Origin of the sequence: Pelosinus baikalensis (genome assembly GCF_020819555.1) — a bacterium.
Taxonomy (GTDB): Bacteria; Bacillota; Negativicutes; order DSM-13327; family DSM-13327; genus Pelosinus; species Pelosinus baikalensis.
In genome coordinates this window covers 102,035-116,133 of record NZ_JAJHJB010000001.1, presented here as the reverse complement: position 1 = coordinate 116,133, position 14,099 = coordinate 102,035, and the positions used below count along the sequence as shown (strand labels likewise).

The window sequence follows — 14,099 nt, the reverse complement described above, 5'->3', positions numbered from 1 at the left end:
TGGCTCCGAATCCATCCCTCTAATAATATAGAGAGGAACTACCTGTATGAGAGAACAGCAAAGATCTGATAAAATTTTTGTAGTTATCATTACCCTTGTATCCATTTTTCTTTACCTGATTCCTACAGGTTTCCCCATTCAGGATGATGATTATGTACGCAGTAAAGCAAAGATTGTGGCTGTAGACAATCAGAACGTTCATCAAAGAGGTGTGGTAAAAACGGGTGTACAAGGTGTTTCTATCGAAATCATGGATGGAATATATAAAGGTGAAAGAGTAGAAACGACGAATACATTGTTAGGAAAGTTGGAAATGGATAAGTTATTTCAAGAAGATGATGTTGCTTTAGTAGTGATAAAAGGAGAACAAGGAAAAATTCAAGCAGCAAATTTGATTGATCATTACCGGCTAGACGTAGAAGGGATACTCTTTGCTTTATTTGCCTTGGTTTTGTTCTGGTATGCTAGATGGACGGGGGTAAAGGCTTTACTTTCTTTTATATTTACAATTTTAATTCTTTGGAAAGTTTTATGGCCTTTATTCCTAAAAGGCTGGGATCCTATAATTGTTTCCCAATTGGTAGTATGCCTTATTGTCGGTTGTGTAACTTTTTTGATAGCTGGATTAAATCGGGTAGGTGTCGTAGCATTTTTAGGAACGATTAGCGGTACGATTGCTGCATGTATAATTGGTATTATTTTTGGTGACTTATTTAAAGTGCATGGTGCGGTTGTGCCTTTTGCAGAAACATTGCTTCATGTGGGTTTTAGTCATATTGATTTAACTAAAATATTCTTGGCAGGGATCTTTTTAGCATCCTCTGGAGCCATGATGGATGTGGCGATGGATATTGCAGTATCCGTTGCAGAGCTTGTGGAGCAAAAGCCAAGTATAACTAGAAAAGAAGTTATCACTTCAGGTATGAATGTTGGTCGAGCCGTTGTAGGGACTATGACAACAACATTGCTTTTGGCATATTCAGGTGCATTTACAGCTTTAATGATGGTATTTATGGCCCAAGGAACGGCAGTAGTGAATATACTAAACTTGACTTATATTGCAGCAGAGATATTACACACTCTTGTAGGAAGCTTTGGTGTGGTGTTAGTAGCTCCCTTCACAGCCATACTGGCAGGATGGTTATTAGTACCACATTCTGCAACATTGGTGGATAGTGGTAATAAAGTGCAGGAAAAAGAAAATATCCGGTGATAAGCAAAGACTGAATTATGGAGAATCTTTTTTACTAGAAAGTATAAGTCTTTATAAAGAGAACGTTAAACGCAAAGGACACAAAGAACACAACAGACGTGTTGATTCTACGCCTTTGCGTTCTTTGTGTTTCAAACGGTTATGTTTCAAAAGGACGCGTCAGCGTTTTTTATAATAAGCTTAGAAAGTATAAGTTTTTAGGTGTGGAAAAGGTGAGATTTTATGAACCACAAAGGCACAATGCCGCTAACGCGGCACACAAAGGAGTGCACAAAAAAATAAATAAAACCCCTTTGTGTCCTTTGCGTCTTTGTGGTTCTATTCGCTTTATCGATTTTAAAGGACGCGTAGCGTTTTTCTAAGATAATAGGTAGTATACGGATTTTGTGTAACAGCTTGTGATATAGTAAACTATATAATAATAAGAAAGTGTTTTGACAAAGATTTGTAGCAATAAGGAGAAGAAATGAAAATCGCACAGTTATTATTGACATGGTATGAAAATTCTAAACGGGATTTACCATGGCGCAGGGATAAAGATCCCTATCGGATATGGGTTTCAGAGATTATGCTGCAGCAAACTCGGGTAGAGGCTGTTAAACCCTACTTTGATAGATGGATGGAGAGATTCCCCGACTTAGAAAGTTTAGCAGAGGCCGAGGAAGAGGAAGTGGTTCGTCACTGGCAAGGACTGGGGTATTATTCCCGGGCCAGAAACCTACTGCAGGGGGTACGAGAGGTGAGCCAGTCCTATGGGGGACAAGTACCGCAAACGAAAGAAGAGGTAATAGGTCTTGCCGGTGTTGGTGACTATACAGCCGGGGCCATTTTAAGCATTGCCTATAATAAAAAAGAGCCAGCTATTGATGGGAATGTTCTGCGGGTTTTTAGCCGATTATTTTGTGTAGAGGAAGAAATTTCTTCTCCCGCTGCTAAAAAGGTCATAAAACAGCTGGTTGCCGATGAGATGTCCGAAGAGCATCCAGGTGACTTTAATCAGGCTTTAATGGATTTAGGATCATCCATTTGCATTCCGAAAACGCCCCGGTGTACCCTATGTCCACTAGCAGACTGCTGCTGTGCAAAAAGAAAAGGCAAGGAAGGACAGCTTCCTGTAAAAAAGAAAAAAGCACCGCCTAAAGCAGTGCGTCTTATGGCAGGAGTGATTCGTCAAGGTGAATTTTTTCTGTTGCATCAGCGGCCCAATAGAGGTTTATTGGCGGGAATGTGGGAATTTCCAACGGTAGAAATTGGGGAAGATGGGGAAGCTATGGATATCTTCCGTCAGGGCATCCAAGAAAAAACAGGTCAAGTAATTGAATTAGAAAGATTGCTGCTCCAATGCACACATATTTTTAGTCATCGCCAATGGGATATTTCCTTCTATTATTGTATCGCTGCGCCAGATAGGATCGTGCCGAATGATAGGGAACTAAAGTGGGTAAATCGTACAGATTGGGAGAAACTATCTTTTGCCGGACCTCATCGTAAAATGGAGAAGTACTTAGCAGAAAAAAATAGTCAAGAGAGTTGGCAGTCCTTCGAATAGAAGCTGGAGAGGAGATTGGTTATGAAAAAAATTTGGCTGGCAGGAGGGTGCTTCTGGGGTGTAGAAGCCTACTTTCAACAACTTAAGGGAGTAGCAGACACCAAAGTAGGATACGGACAAGGGCAGATAGAAAATCCTACGTATCAGCAAGTATGTTCGGGAACAACAGGACATACAGAAGTTTGTGAGGTTACGTATCATGAAGAGGTGCTGCCTTTAAGGAAATTACTAGAGCATTTCTTTAGAATTATTGATCCAGTAACTCTCAATCGTCAAGGACCGGATCAGGGGACCCAGTATCGCAGTGGCGTGTATTATTCCGACGAGATGGAAAAAGAATGCATACTGGAATTTATTAAGGAGCAGCAGTCATCTTATTCAGAACCCATAGTAGTAGAAGTAGAGCCTGTAAAGAATTTTTACTTGGCAGAAGCATATCATCAGGATTATTTACAGAAAACACCCAATGGATATTGTCATGTCAATTTAATGCTGGCAAAACCAGAAGAAAAAAAGATTTTTCTGCTAAAATGACTAAGACCAATGACCATTTACCTAAGAACATGCATGGGTTAACCTTAGATTCCATTGTTAGCTTATTAAGTGATGCAAGTGAAGCATTATCAGCTGATGAAGTAGCAAATGAAGTTGGAATTTCTCGCGTTACAGCTCGTCGGTATTTGGATTACCTAGTGATGGAAGGAAAACTGCAAATGTTGTTGGAATACATGCCCGTGGGCAGACCTATTCATCGCTTAAAATGAAGTGATGAATAGGTTTTTTCTTATAAGCATAGAAAGTATAAGTTTTTAGGTGCGGAAAAGGTGAGATATTATGAACCACAAAGGCACAATGCCGCTAACGCGGCACACAAAGGAGTGCACAAAAAAATAAATAAAACCCCTTTGTGTCCTTTGCGTCTTTGTGGTTCAAAATGTTTTTATTTTTAAAAAGATAGCGTAGCGTTTTCAGCTTTGCTTCTTTTAAAGCGATCGTCTTTTTGCTATAGTAAGGATAGACTGAAAAATTCACTAATGTTCATATATATGTTATATTTAATCATCGCACCTTTAATTTCTGTTATTTCAAAATCATGGTTTGCGCAGGGGGGGAAATGGGACATATTGTTAATAGTGAAAAGGAATATCGTTTACTTCAGCAACGCTTAGATCGTAATATAATAGGGGCATCTTATTCACCGGTTTTTATATTCTTAGCTATTGAACCTATTAAATCAGTATTTTTGAAGAGTATTATTGCAGGTGCCAAGAAATTTGTATAAGGGAATGGAAGTCTCATTAGGACGGCAAAGGATGAGCATAGCTAACGCTTCGCCGTGTTACTTAACCTACGCTTATAGTTATGCTCATCCTTTACCTGTTTGTGGCTATAGATAGTTGTTTTCGAAAGAGACTACAAGAACGTTCCAGGAGGTGGATTGAAGTGAACATTACGAATAAAGAAATCGAAGAGGCAGTTTCCCAAAATATTATTACCCAGGAGCAAGGGGAGAGTTTGTGGCATTTATGGAGTGGAAAGGAAGAGCGAAAAAACGGTTTTCAGATTTCACATTTAGCCTATTATGTAGGAGCGCTGATTGTTATTTCCGCTATGGGATGGTTTATGGATACTGCTTGGGATGTTCTTGGCGGTATGGGAATGTTTGGCATTGCTGTATTATATGCATGTTGTTTTGTCTTCGTTGGAAGGCGCTTATGGGAGAAAGAAAGCCTGAAAGTTGCAGGAGGGTTACTGATTGTAATGGCAGTTTGTATGACTCCTTTAGCTATTTTTGGCTTAGAGCGGACTCTAGGGTGGTGGCCGCAATCCTATCCGGGTCATTATCTGGATCATTATGAGTGGATGCGCGGCGGCTGGATTTGGATCGAATTAGGGACAATTGTCAGTGCATCTCTGGCTCTGCGATTTTTTAAATTCCCTTTTTTAACAGCTCCCTTATTTTTTTCCTTATATTTATTGTCCATTGATGTAACGCCTTTTTTCTTTGGGACAGGCAGTGAGTGGACGAATGTACGCTGGATGTCATTATTATTTGGTTTAGTGATGATAGTTCTCGCATTTCTTACGGATTATTACTGCCGCAAACATAGCTATAAAGAAGATTATGCTTTTTGGGGATACTTGTTTGGGACCAGTGTTTTTTGGCTGGGGCTTACGCTTCTTGACAGCAATCAGGAGTGGTCCAAAATACTATATTGTCTCATTAATGTCGTTTTATTAATTGTAGGAGTTCTCCTGCAGCGCAAAATATTCTTGGTGTGCGGTGCGATTGGGGTAAATGGTTATATTGGCCATTTGGCTTATCGGGTATTTAATCATTCAATACTCTTTCCCTTTGTTTTGAGTTTTGCTGGTATTGGAATTATTTATATTGGTATTCTCTATAATCGAAATCAGTTAAAAATAGAACAGTATATTAAAGATAAAGTGCCAGAAGCAATTAGAAAGTTTCTGCCGAAATGAAAAAACTGCCGATTGATGAGATTCTGTCTACATTAAGACAGACGATATGTGATTCTGTGAATACTGTTTTAGTAGCGCCGCCAGGGGCTGGTAAAACCACACGTCTTCCCTTGGCCCTCCTAGGGGAAAGTTGGCTTACAGGGAAAAAAATTCTCATGCTGGAGCCGCGGCGTCTAGCCGCCAGGGCTGCAGCTCGACATATGGCAGTTCTTTTGGGAGAAAAAGTAGGAGAGACGGTAGGCTATCGGATTCGCCTTGATAGCTGCATCAGTTCTAAAACTCGTATTGAAGTGATTACCGAAGGGATTTTAACGAGGCTGCTGCAGAATGATCCTGGACTAGAAGATGTTGGGATGGTAATCTTTGATGAATTCCATGAGCGTAGTATTCATGCTGATTTAGGACTGGCTCTTTGTTTGCAGTCCCAGTCTGTACTGCGTGAGGATTTAAAAATCCTAATTATGTCTGCGACTTTAGATACGGCGCCTAGTGCGTCTTTACTAGGAGATGCACCTGTCATCATCAGTAAAGGTGTATCTTTTCCTGTTACGACTCATTATATACAGCGTCCAATTACAGAGCGTATTGAGTTAGCTGTTGTCCGGAAAATTCAGGAGGCTGCTATAGTAGAGCAGGGAGATATATTAGTGTTTTTACCTGGGGCTGGCGAAATACATAGAGTTGAGTCCCAGCTTTTAAAAATCGGCATGCAAAAGGATGCAGTAATTACTAAACTATACGGCGGCTTATCTCAAGAAGAGCAGGATATGGCGATTTTACCCCAGGCATTAGGAAAACGAAAAATCGTATTAGCAACTTCCATTGCCCAGACGAGTATTACCTTGGAAGGAATGCGCATTGTGATTGATAGCGGTCTTATGCGGATACCTCGTTTTTCACCTCGTACTGGTATGATGCATTTAGAGACGGTTAAGGTGTCGCGGGACGTTTCTGATCAACGTCGTGGTCGAGCAGGACGTACTGAGGAAGGAATTTGTTATCGCTTATGGACCTACGAGGAAGAATTGGCTCATAGGGACAAAAGCACTCCGGAAATTATGGAGGCTGATTTGACCTCCTTGGTATTAGAATTAGCTGCTTGGGGGATACAAGATCCAGGTGAATTACAGTGGCTTGATCTGCCGCCTGAGCCTGCCTTCCTTCAAGCGAGACAATTGCTTTTTCAGCTGGGAGCTTTATCCTGTGACGGATGTATTACTCCTCATGGTCAGCAGTTGATAAAAATCGGTCTTCATCCTCGTATTGCTCATATGATCTTTCAGGGCATAAGGTTAGGATATGGAAAACTAGCTTGTGAAATGGCAGCTGTACTGAGTCATCGAGAGCTTTTTCAAGGCTTGTCTGATGCTGATTTGCGATTACGCATTGAAATGGTACGTAAAGGTAGCTATCATTCCATCCAAACCGAGATTCGTTATTGGAAACAGGTCTTTGCGGTTACTAATGGGGGCATTGATAGCCTGGAAGCCTGTGGTCTGCTGCTGGCCTTTGCTTATCCGGAGCGGGTTGGTCAAGGGCGGGGAGATGGACGTTTTCTGCTGCGTAATGGTCATGGCGCAGCGTTTAAAGAACCTCAATTGCTGGCGACGGAACCCTATCTGGTAGCCGCTGAGTTAGGGGGAGATCAGCAAGGCGAAAAACGTATTTTTTTAGCAGCACCAGTTCACCTAAACATGATAAAAGAGCATTTTAAAGAACAGATTAGCGTGCAGGATCGTATAGCCTGGGACCATGAAGTAAAAGCTGTACGAGCACGAAGAGTCGAAAAATTAGATGCTCTGCTTTTAGAAAGTATGCCTTTGGTAAATTGCGATTCAGAAGAACTTCTCTTTGCTCTCCTTCAAGGAATTAAAGAGGAAGGATTGCATCTTCTGCCCTGGACAAAAAGTGCATGTCAATTTCGTCAGCGGCTTATGTTTATGCACGAAATTGATCCTGATTGGCCAAATGTGTCTGATGATTCCCTGATGACGACATTAGGGGAGTGGTTAGGTTCCTATTTATATGGCATGAGTAACTGTGATCACCTGCAGAGACTAAACTTGGCAGCCATTCTTGGAGGAATGCTTAGTTGGGAACAAGGGCAAAAATTAAATGAATGGGCACCAACTCATATTCTTGTTCCTAGTGGGCAGCGTATACCCATTGACTATAGTGATGCTACTGTACCTGTACTGGCAGTACGGCTGCAGGAAATGTTCGGTTTAAAAGAAACGCCGAAAATTGGACAGGGAAAAGTAGCAATAACTCTTCATCTCTTATCTCCAGCTCATCGCTTGGTACAGGTAACCAAAGACATTGCTAGCTTTTGGGAGAATACCTATTTTCAAGTGAAGAAAGATCTTATGGGACGTTATCCGAAGCATTATTGGCCGGATGATCCGCTTAAGGCCATGCCAACCCATCGCGTTCGTCCTCGTTCCTAAAAGAAGCTATGATTCAGCTGAAGTTAAAACTGGCTTTGAATCATAGACTTCTTTATGTCATTATGAACTCAATGAACAAAACATTCTTCCTCCCTTTAGTTCAGTATCGGGGGCGTTTGGTGGAAAGTTCTTGGATATTGGTAGACAGGCATTAAAATGTAAGAGTTTTTATAGAAAAAAATGTGATTTTGGTAATAAAGTGAAAATAGACTGCCACAAAATTGGGCAGTCTATTTTTATAGCATTTTTTTAAGGTTATAATATTCTTGATTGTTATCCTGGCTTGTTTTAAAGGATGTTAAAAGCTTTTTTAAAATGCCATAAGAAATGATATCATTCACATTTTCAACAAAAGGAATATTAGCTGGGCTGCGGCTGGCGATAGCACCACGCAGTAGGACAGGGGTAAAATCAAGATCAAGGGCGCCTCGATAAGTAGAAAAGACACAATATTCCGCGCAATATCCTGTAATAATGAGAGTATCAACATGCAGTTCACGCAATAATGCCTCTAAGGAGGTTTTATTGAAAGCGTTGCCATAGGTCTTATGAATGTGAGGATCTGTAGGTAGAATCCCAAGAGATTCTGGCAGATCAAACCCTTCTGTACCTGGCAGCAGACCATTTTCTTTTACCATGTGCTGAATACAAATAATTGGTAATCTTTTTTCTCTAAATAATTCAATTCCCATGTTAATTTGGGCAATTGCCTGATTGAGAGATTGGGTGGTTTCAGGGTTTTTGAAGAATGCTTTTTGCACATCAATTACTAAAAGAGCCGGCTTCATATAAAACACCTCTTTGTCATAGTATTTATAGTATAAATACGACAAGATTCAATGCACTCCTGCGCAAAAAAAGAAGATTATTTTTAAAATTGAGAACTATTCTTATATGTATGGTCTTCCTAAATATGATATAATTTATAAGTAAGGATTAAATAATATTTATTATTAAGTAATAGATTAAAATCTAGCTTTTAGGAGGTTGAAATGGAAGAAGTTATGAATGCGGTTACTCACGGTATTGGTACTTTATTAGCGGTTGCAGGATTAGTATTGTTAACGGTATTGGCTTATTTACATGGAGATATTTGGCATATTGTTAGTTTCAGTATTTATGGTACGACATTGGTGTTGTTGTATTTGGCTTCGACCCTTTATCATAGCTTTACGAATGAAAGAATAAAGAGAATCTTTAAGATCCTGGATCATTCTGCTATTTATTTACTTATTGCAGGGACATACACACCATTTACTTTGGTACCACTTCATGGTGTACTGGGATGGACTGTTTTTGGTGTTGTATGGGGGCTTGCTATGATTGGAATTGTTTTGAAAATCTTTTTTGCTGGACGGTTTAACATTATCTCTACCTTGTGCTACCTTGGCATGGGTTGGTTTATTGTCTTTGCGATCAAACCTCTGATTGCAACAGTCCCTGCCTTAGGGATGACTTGGCTACTGGTGGGTGGTTTATTTTACACATTAGGAAGTATTTTTTATCTGTGGAAAAAGATACCTTATAATCATGCCATCTGGCACTTGTTTGTTCTAGCAGGGAGCATATCTCATTTTATTGCTGTATTCTTTTATATTCTGCCAGTTCCATTGCGCTCTTAGCTGACAAAAAAAGTTGATATACAGTAAAAAGATTAGAAGGTGTTGCTCATAATTGGGCGAAATTATATACAAGATTATGCAAAGTGCTGATCCTAGAAAAGAATACAGGAGGCATATGTTGAAAACATTCAATTTTCACAAAGCATTTTTATGTAGAAGTAGCCGCGATATACAGCACTTTCCTGGGACGAAGTACTATTGTTGTTCATTAGATAAAGATAGTCTTGAAAAAACATATGTTATCCATGTGGATACAAAGATCGTTGTGGATGCTACTCATGCTTTTTTAAAATTACTAAAGTATGATGTTGAAGATTTAGGTAATTTTTCTATATATGATATCATTGGCGCTGAAGTGGAAGAGGTAAACGCTAATATTCATAAAATCGTAAATCATGGGCTGCTAGAAATCGGTTTACGTCAATATTGGTGTAAAGATGGACAGATGCTCTATGTTGGCAGTTCCTTTAAAGTTGCCCAACGTGATAGTGAAAAATATTTAATGATTACGTTAAAGGACATAACGGAATTGCAGCAAATGCGCAATCGTTTGCAGCTGGCTTTACAAGTGTTTGAACATGCCAGCGATGGTATTTTGGTGACTGATATAAAAGGGATTATTCAATATGTGAATCCCGCTTTTGCAAAGCATACGGGATACTCCATGGATGAGATCGTAGGAAAGACGCCTGGGATATTAAAATCAGGCAGGCATCAAGAGGAATTCTATCAGGATATCTGGAATTCGTTACATACAGATGGACAGTGGAGAGGCGAGATTATAAATAAACGGAAAAATGGTGAACATTATTCTGAATGGGTAGTAATTGATGCTGTTAAGAATGAATTAGGTAAGGTAACTATGTATTGCGGAATCTTTAGAGATTTATCAGAACGTATGAAATATGAGGAAAAGATTCGCTTTCATGCCTATCACGATGGTTTGACTGGTTTGCCCAATCGTATATTATTTTATGAGAAGATCAATCAATGTCTTGCCTTGGCGAAACGCTATCATCATATGATGGCTGTGATGTATGTTGATCTTGATGGTTTTAAACATGTAAATGATAACTTAGGGCATGACAAAGGAGACTTGCTGCTGAAAGCAGTTGCTGATCGTTTAAAAGAATGTGTAAGGGAAAGCGACATTGTTGCCCGGATGGGCGGTGATGAGTTTACCTTAATTCTGCCGGAAGTTGCGAAGAGTGCGGATGTTGAAATCGTTGCTGCAAAAATAAAAAAGCAATTAAATCAGGCCTTTGAGTTATTAGGATGTACGGTGACCATTTCCAGCAGCATTGGAATCAGTTTTTATCCTACGGATGGAGAGGATGTAGACAGCTTAGTCAAGAAGGCCGATAATGCCATGTATCAAGCCAAAGCATCTGGCAAAAATGCCTACCGATTCTCTGATCAAGCGTAATCGCTTTCCTATGATGCTGTAAAGTATAAGTTTTATAGTGGAAAAATATAAGATTGTATGAACCACAAAGGACGCAATGCCGCTGATGCGGCACACAAAGGAGGTACACAAAAAATATAAAAATAAAACCCTTTGTGTCCTTTGCGTCTTTGTGGTTCAATTCGTTTTATATGTTTTAAAAGACGCCTCATCGTTTTCTTATCATAAAATTGGATCTTACAGTTTTTGCTGGAGATCCATTTTTAATGCATTATATAAATAAAAAGCAAATAGGAAAGTCTTTCTTTTGGTATTATAATAGAAGACAAGATTTGATCAGTAAAATGGAGATGCACCAGATGAAAGAGATGTTAAGGAATTTTTGTAATTCAATTCATATTGAATGCATGGGCATAGCAGGCATTGGACCTTATTGGGAATTAGAAAGGATTTTAAAAGAGCGTATTGATAAAGGGCAGTATACGGAATTTGAGGAAAAAGATCTTAAAAAGAGAATTGATCCTAAGGTAACAATGGAAAATGTACAGTCGATTATTGTATGCATATTTCCTTATTATGTTGGAGAGCAGCCAGAAGCAAATATCGCTAGATATACCTATGGGCTGGATTACCATACAGTTATAAGAGATAAATTAGAGACAATAGGAAGTTTCTTAACGAAACAGTTGCCTGAATTTGAATATAAGGCTTATGTTGATAATGGACCTTTAGTTGATCGTTATTTGGCATATTTAGCCGGACTCGGATTTTATGGGATAAACAGCCATATTATTACTGAAAAATATGGCTCCTATGTAGCAATCGGTTATATTCTTACCAATTATCCTTTTACAGTTGATAAACCATTACAGCGTACTTGTCTGCAATGCGGCCGATGCAGTAAAGCATGCCCGGGAGAGATTATTCTTGGTAACTTTGCCATTGATCCAAGAAGATGCAAATCGTATCTGACGCAAAAAAAAGGGCAATTGACAGAAGACGAAATCAAGATTATAAAAAAGACGAATCTAGTTTTTGGCTGTGATAGCTGTCAGGATGTGTGTCCTCATAATTCTCAAATTGTCTTATCTAACATAAGAGAATTCCAGGAGAATATTGTGCAGCAACTAAGCTATGAAGAATTGATGAGTATATCAAATAAAGAGTTTAGCAGAAGATATGGGGGTCGGGCTTTTAGCTGGCGAGGCAGAAAATTGCTTGTAAGAAATTTTGAATATATAATGCATTAAAAACTTATGGATTAATAGTTTGTCACTGATGAATAAAAGGATATCCATAGGTGATGACTGTTGTGTAATCGTTTTTTATAAGATATAGAAAGTATAAGTTTTTAGGTGCGAAAAAGATGAGATTATATGAACCACAAAGGCACAATGCCGCTAACGCGGCACGCAAAGGAGTACACGAAAAAATAAATAAAAACCCTTTGTGTCCTTTGCGTCTTTGTGGTTCCATTCGTTTTATCGGTTTTTTAATTTATCAAAAAAATATATAATACGGAAGGGAAGGTGTATGAAATGGAATCAAATAAAGAGAAGTTAGTACAACGATTTATCGAGTATGCTGGTTTTAATACCCAATCTGATGGGGAGCAAACCCATTGCCCCAGTACAAGGGGGCAGATGGACTTAGCTCAATATGTGGCAGAAGAGTTAAGGAAGTTGGGGTTAGTTGATGTACAAGTGGATCAAAATGGCTATGTCACAGCTACCTTAATAGCCAATGGCTGTCAAGAAGCTCCAGTAGTTGGCTTCATTGCTCATGTAGATACGAGTCCCGATATGGCTGGCGGTCCAGTCAAACCTCGTTTGGTACAAAATTATGATGGCGGGGATATTGTACTTCATTCCGAAAAGTCGATCCTGCTTTCCCCAAAAGATTTTCCTGAACTTGCGAACTATATTGGGCAAGAGTTATTGGTTACGGACGGATTGACACTATTAGGAGCTGATGATAAGGCTGGCATGTGTGCTATTGTCAGTGCTGTAGAGTATTTATTGAGTCATCCGGAAATTCCTCATGGCAAGGTGCGTATTGGCTTTACACCTGATGAAGAGATTGGGCGGGGAGCTGATTTATTTGATGTAACAGCTTTTGGTGCAGAATTTGCTTATACCGTTGATGGTGGGGAGCTTGGAGCGATTGAATATGAGAATTTTAACGCTGCCAATGCAACCGTCTTCATTCAAGGAAGAAGTGTTCACCCTGGGACGGCTAAAGGGAAAATGGTCAATGCACTATCCATAGCCGCTGAATATCAGCAGATGCTTCCAGCAGGTCAAAGTCCAGAATATACAGATGGTTATGAAGGTTTTTTTCATGCCCATAAACTTAGCGGCGCTGTAGAGACGGCTTCCTTACATATATTAATACGAGACCATGACCGTCAAAAATTTGAAAACCGTAAAACGTTGTTGGAATCAATGATAGCATTTTTGAATGTGAAATATGGTGCAGGGACTGCGACAATCGAGATTAAGGACTCTTATTATAATATGAGAGAGAAAGTTGAGCCTGTTAAATATATTATTGATTTAGCATGTGAGGCTATGGAAACAGTCGGCGTAAAGCCAAGTATAAAGCCAATTCGAGGTGGTACGGACGGGGCCCGCTTATCCTTTATGGGATTACCTTGCCCAAATTTATTTACTGGCGGACACAATTTTCATGGTAAATATGAATTTCTGCCAGTAACATCTTTAATTAAATCGGCTGAGACTGTTGTTGAGATTATTCGTAAAGTAGGAAAACTAAAATAGAAAACAGAATTAAATAGAGATAATATCGAAAAACATTTTGAACCGCGAAGGTCGCGAAGAAAACAAAAGACACGAAGAGATAGTATGTTATTTCATATCCTTCATAGTCTTTCGATTCTTCGTATCTTCGCGGTTCAAAATGTTTTATTTTTTTAATGAAGAAGTGTTATTATTTTTCTTGAGATTTACAATAAGAACATCTACTATACATAATGCATATAGTATGGTAAGTAATTGGTTTCAGGAATCGTTACGAAAAAGGGGGTGACAAGGTGAAATATATGAGAAATAATTTTGAGAGAAGTAGTAAGGACGTAGAACAACTCATAAAAGACGCAGAGGAAAAAATAAAAGAAGTGGGGACAATTATAGATGATCAAGTACAAGCAACAGCAGGGAAATGGAATGTTTCTAAATGGATCATATGGACTGGAGGTACAATAGCAGTTTTGGCGTTGATCAAGGTTTTCATATAACTAAGTTGCTGGAAAGCATTCACACCACAAAGGCACAATGCCGCTGCTGCGGTACACAAAGGAGAATCAATAATAAGTTATAAATAACCCCTTTGTGTCCTTTGCGTCTTTGTGGTTCCTTTT

General features: G+C 39.2%; 13 protein-coding genes. 12 read left to right on the top strand and 1 reads right to left on the bottom strand.

Annotation, left to right across the window (positions count from 1 at the left end):
- Positions 1-46: 46 nt before the first annotated feature.
- The 7 genes from LMF89_RS00480 (at position 47) to hrpB (ending at position 7,693) form a co-directional block, all read left to right on the top strand.
- The gene (locus tag LMF89_RS00480; RefSeq protein ID WP_229533380.1) at positions 47-1,213 is read left to right on the top strand and encodes a YibE/F family protein; all 1,167 of its coding nucleotides are present in this window, start codon (positions 47-49) and stop codon (positions 1,211-1,213) included.
- A gap of 466 nt (positions 1,214-1,679) precedes the next feature.
- The gene (gene mutY, locus LMF89_RS00475; RefSeq protein WP_229533379.1) at positions 1,680-2,762 is read left to right on the top strand and encodes an A/G-specific adenine glycosylase; all 1,083 of its coding nucleotides are present in this window, start codon (positions 1,680-1,682) and stop codon (positions 2,760-2,762) included.
- Positions 2,763-2,783: 21 nt separating this feature from the next.
- Complete coding sequence (gene msrA / locus LMF89_RS00470) at positions 2,784-3,296, top strand: peptide-methionine (S)-S-oxide reductase MsrA (RefSeq protein ID WP_229533378.1); 513 nt, start codon at positions 2,784-2,786, stop codon at positions 3,294-3,296.
- Positions 3,293-3,526 (top strand): HTH domain-containing protein, encoded by a 234-nt coding sequence (locus LMF89_RS00465; protein WP_229533377.1) that lies wholly within the window; start codon positions 3,293-3,295, stop codon positions 3,524-3,526. Before msrA ends, LMF89_RS00465 begins: the two co-directional genes overlap by 4 nt.
- 350 nt (positions 3,527-3,876) lie before the next feature.
- On the top strand, positions 3,877-4,044 hold the full coding sequence (locus tag LMF89_RS00460) for a hypothetical protein (protein WP_229533376.1): 168 nt from the start codon (positions 3,877-3,879) through the stop codon (positions 4,042-4,044).
- Between the two features lie 161 nt (positions 4,045-4,205).
- Positions 4,206-5,246, top strand: coding sequence for a DUF2157 domain-containing protein (locus LMF89_RS00455; RefSeq protein WP_229533375.1), 1,041 nt, complete (start codon positions 4,206-4,208; stop codon positions 5,244-5,246).
- The gene (gene hrpB, locus LMF89_RS00450; RefSeq protein WP_229533374.1) at positions 5,243-7,693 is read left to right on the top strand and encodes an ATP-dependent helicase HrpB; all 2,451 of its coding nucleotides are present in this window, start codon (positions 5,243-5,245) and stop codon (positions 7,691-7,693) included. The genes LMF89_RS00455 and hrpB overlap by 4 nt, the downstream gene beginning before the upstream one ends.
- Before the next feature lie 236 nt (positions 7,694-7,929).
- Here the strand turns inward: hrpB and LMF89_RS00445 are convergent, their stop codons facing one another.
- Positions 7,930-8,481 carry a cysteine hydrolase family protein gene (locus LMF89_RS00445; RefSeq protein WP_229533373.1) on the bottom strand — a complete coding sequence of 184 codons (552 nt, stop codon included), beginning with the start codon at positions 8,479-8,481 and terminating at the stop codon, positions 7,930-7,932.
- A gap of 204 nt (positions 8,482-8,685) precedes the next feature.
- Between LMF89_RS00445 and trhA the strand changes: the two genes are divergently transcribed.
- From trhA to LMF89_RS00420, 5 genes are all read left to right on the top strand, one after another.
- Positions 8,686-9,315 (top strand): PAQR family membrane homeostasis protein TrhA, encoded by a 630-nt coding sequence (trhA, locus tag LMF89_RS00440; protein WP_007960336.1) that lies wholly within the window; start codon positions 8,686-8,688, stop codon positions 9,313-9,315.
- 115 nt (positions 9,316-9,430) lie between these two features.
- The gene (locus LMF89_RS00435) at positions 9,431-10,741 is read left to right on the top strand and encodes a sensor domain-containing diguanylate cyclase (RefSeq protein ID WP_229533372.1); all 1,311 of its coding nucleotides are present in this window, start codon (positions 9,431-9,433) and stop codon (positions 10,739-10,741) included.
- Between the two features lie 338 nt (positions 10,742-11,079).
- Positions 11,080-11,970, top strand: coding sequence for a tRNA epoxyqueuosine(34) reductase QueG (queG, locus tag LMF89_RS00430; RefSeq protein WP_229533371.1), 891 nt, complete (start codon positions 11,080-11,082; stop codon positions 11,968-11,970).
- A gap of 288 nt (positions 11,971-12,258) precedes the next feature.
- On the top strand, positions 12,259-13,500 hold the full coding sequence (gene pepT / locus LMF89_RS00425) for a peptidase T (RefSeq protein ID WP_229533370.1): 1,242 nt from the start codon (positions 12,259-12,261) through the stop codon (positions 13,498-13,500).
- Positions 13,501-13,781: 281 nt separating this feature from the next.
- The gene (locus tag LMF89_RS00420) at positions 13,782-13,976 is read left to right on the top strand and encodes a hypothetical protein (protein WP_229533545.1); all 195 of its coding nucleotides are present in this window, start codon (positions 13,782-13,784) and stop codon (positions 13,974-13,976) included.
- The last annotated feature ends 123 nt before the right edge of the window (positions 13,977-14,099 follow it).

Excerpts from the sequence above, each read along its gene's own strand:
- LMF89_RS00480 (WP_229533380.1), top strand. The coding sequence starts at position 47 with ATGAGAGAACAGCAAAGATCTGATAAAATTTTTGTAGTTATCATTACC.
- mutY (WP_229533379.1), top strand. The coding sequence starts at position 1,680 with ATGAAAATCGCACAGTTATTATTGACATGGTATGAAAATTCTAAACGG.
- msrA (WP_229533378.1), top strand. The coding sequence starts at position 2,784 with ATGAAAAAAATTTGGCTGGCAGGAGGGTGCTTCTGGGGTGTAGAAGCC.
- LMF89_RS00465 (WP_229533377.1), top strand. The coding sequence starts at position 3,293 with ATGACTAAGACCAATGACCATTTACCTAAGAACATGCATGGGTTAACC.
- LMF89_RS00460 (WP_229533376.1), top strand. The coding sequence starts at position 3,877 with ATGGGACATATTGTTAATAGTGAAAAGGAATATCGTTTACTTCAGCAA.
- hrpB (WP_229533374.1), top strand. The coding sequence starts at position 5,243 with ATGAAAAAACTGCCGATTGATGAGATTCTGTCTACATTAAGACAGACG.
- LMF89_RS00445 (WP_229533373.1), bottom strand. The coding sequence starts at position 8,481 with ATGAAGCCGGCTCTTTTAGTAATTGATGTGCAAAAAGCATTCTTCAAA.
- trhA (WP_007960336.1), top strand. The coding sequence starts at position 8,686 with ATGGAAGAAGTTATGAATGCGGTTACTCACGGTATTGGTACTTTATTA.
- LMF89_RS00435 (WP_229533372.1), top strand. The coding sequence starts at position 9,431 with ATGTTGAAAACATTCAATTTTCACAAAGCATTTTTATGTAGAAGTAGC.
- queG (WP_229533371.1), top strand. The coding sequence starts at position 11,080 with ATGAAAGAGATGTTAAGGAATTTTTGTAATTCAATTCATATTGAATGC.
- pepT (WP_229533370.1), top strand. The coding sequence starts at position 12,259 with ATGGAATCAAATAAAGAGAAGTTAGTACAACGATTTATCGAGTATGCT.
- LMF89_RS00420 (WP_229533545.1), top strand. The coding sequence starts at position 13,782 with ATGAGAAATAATTTTGAGAGAAGTAGTAAGGACGTAGAACAACTCATA.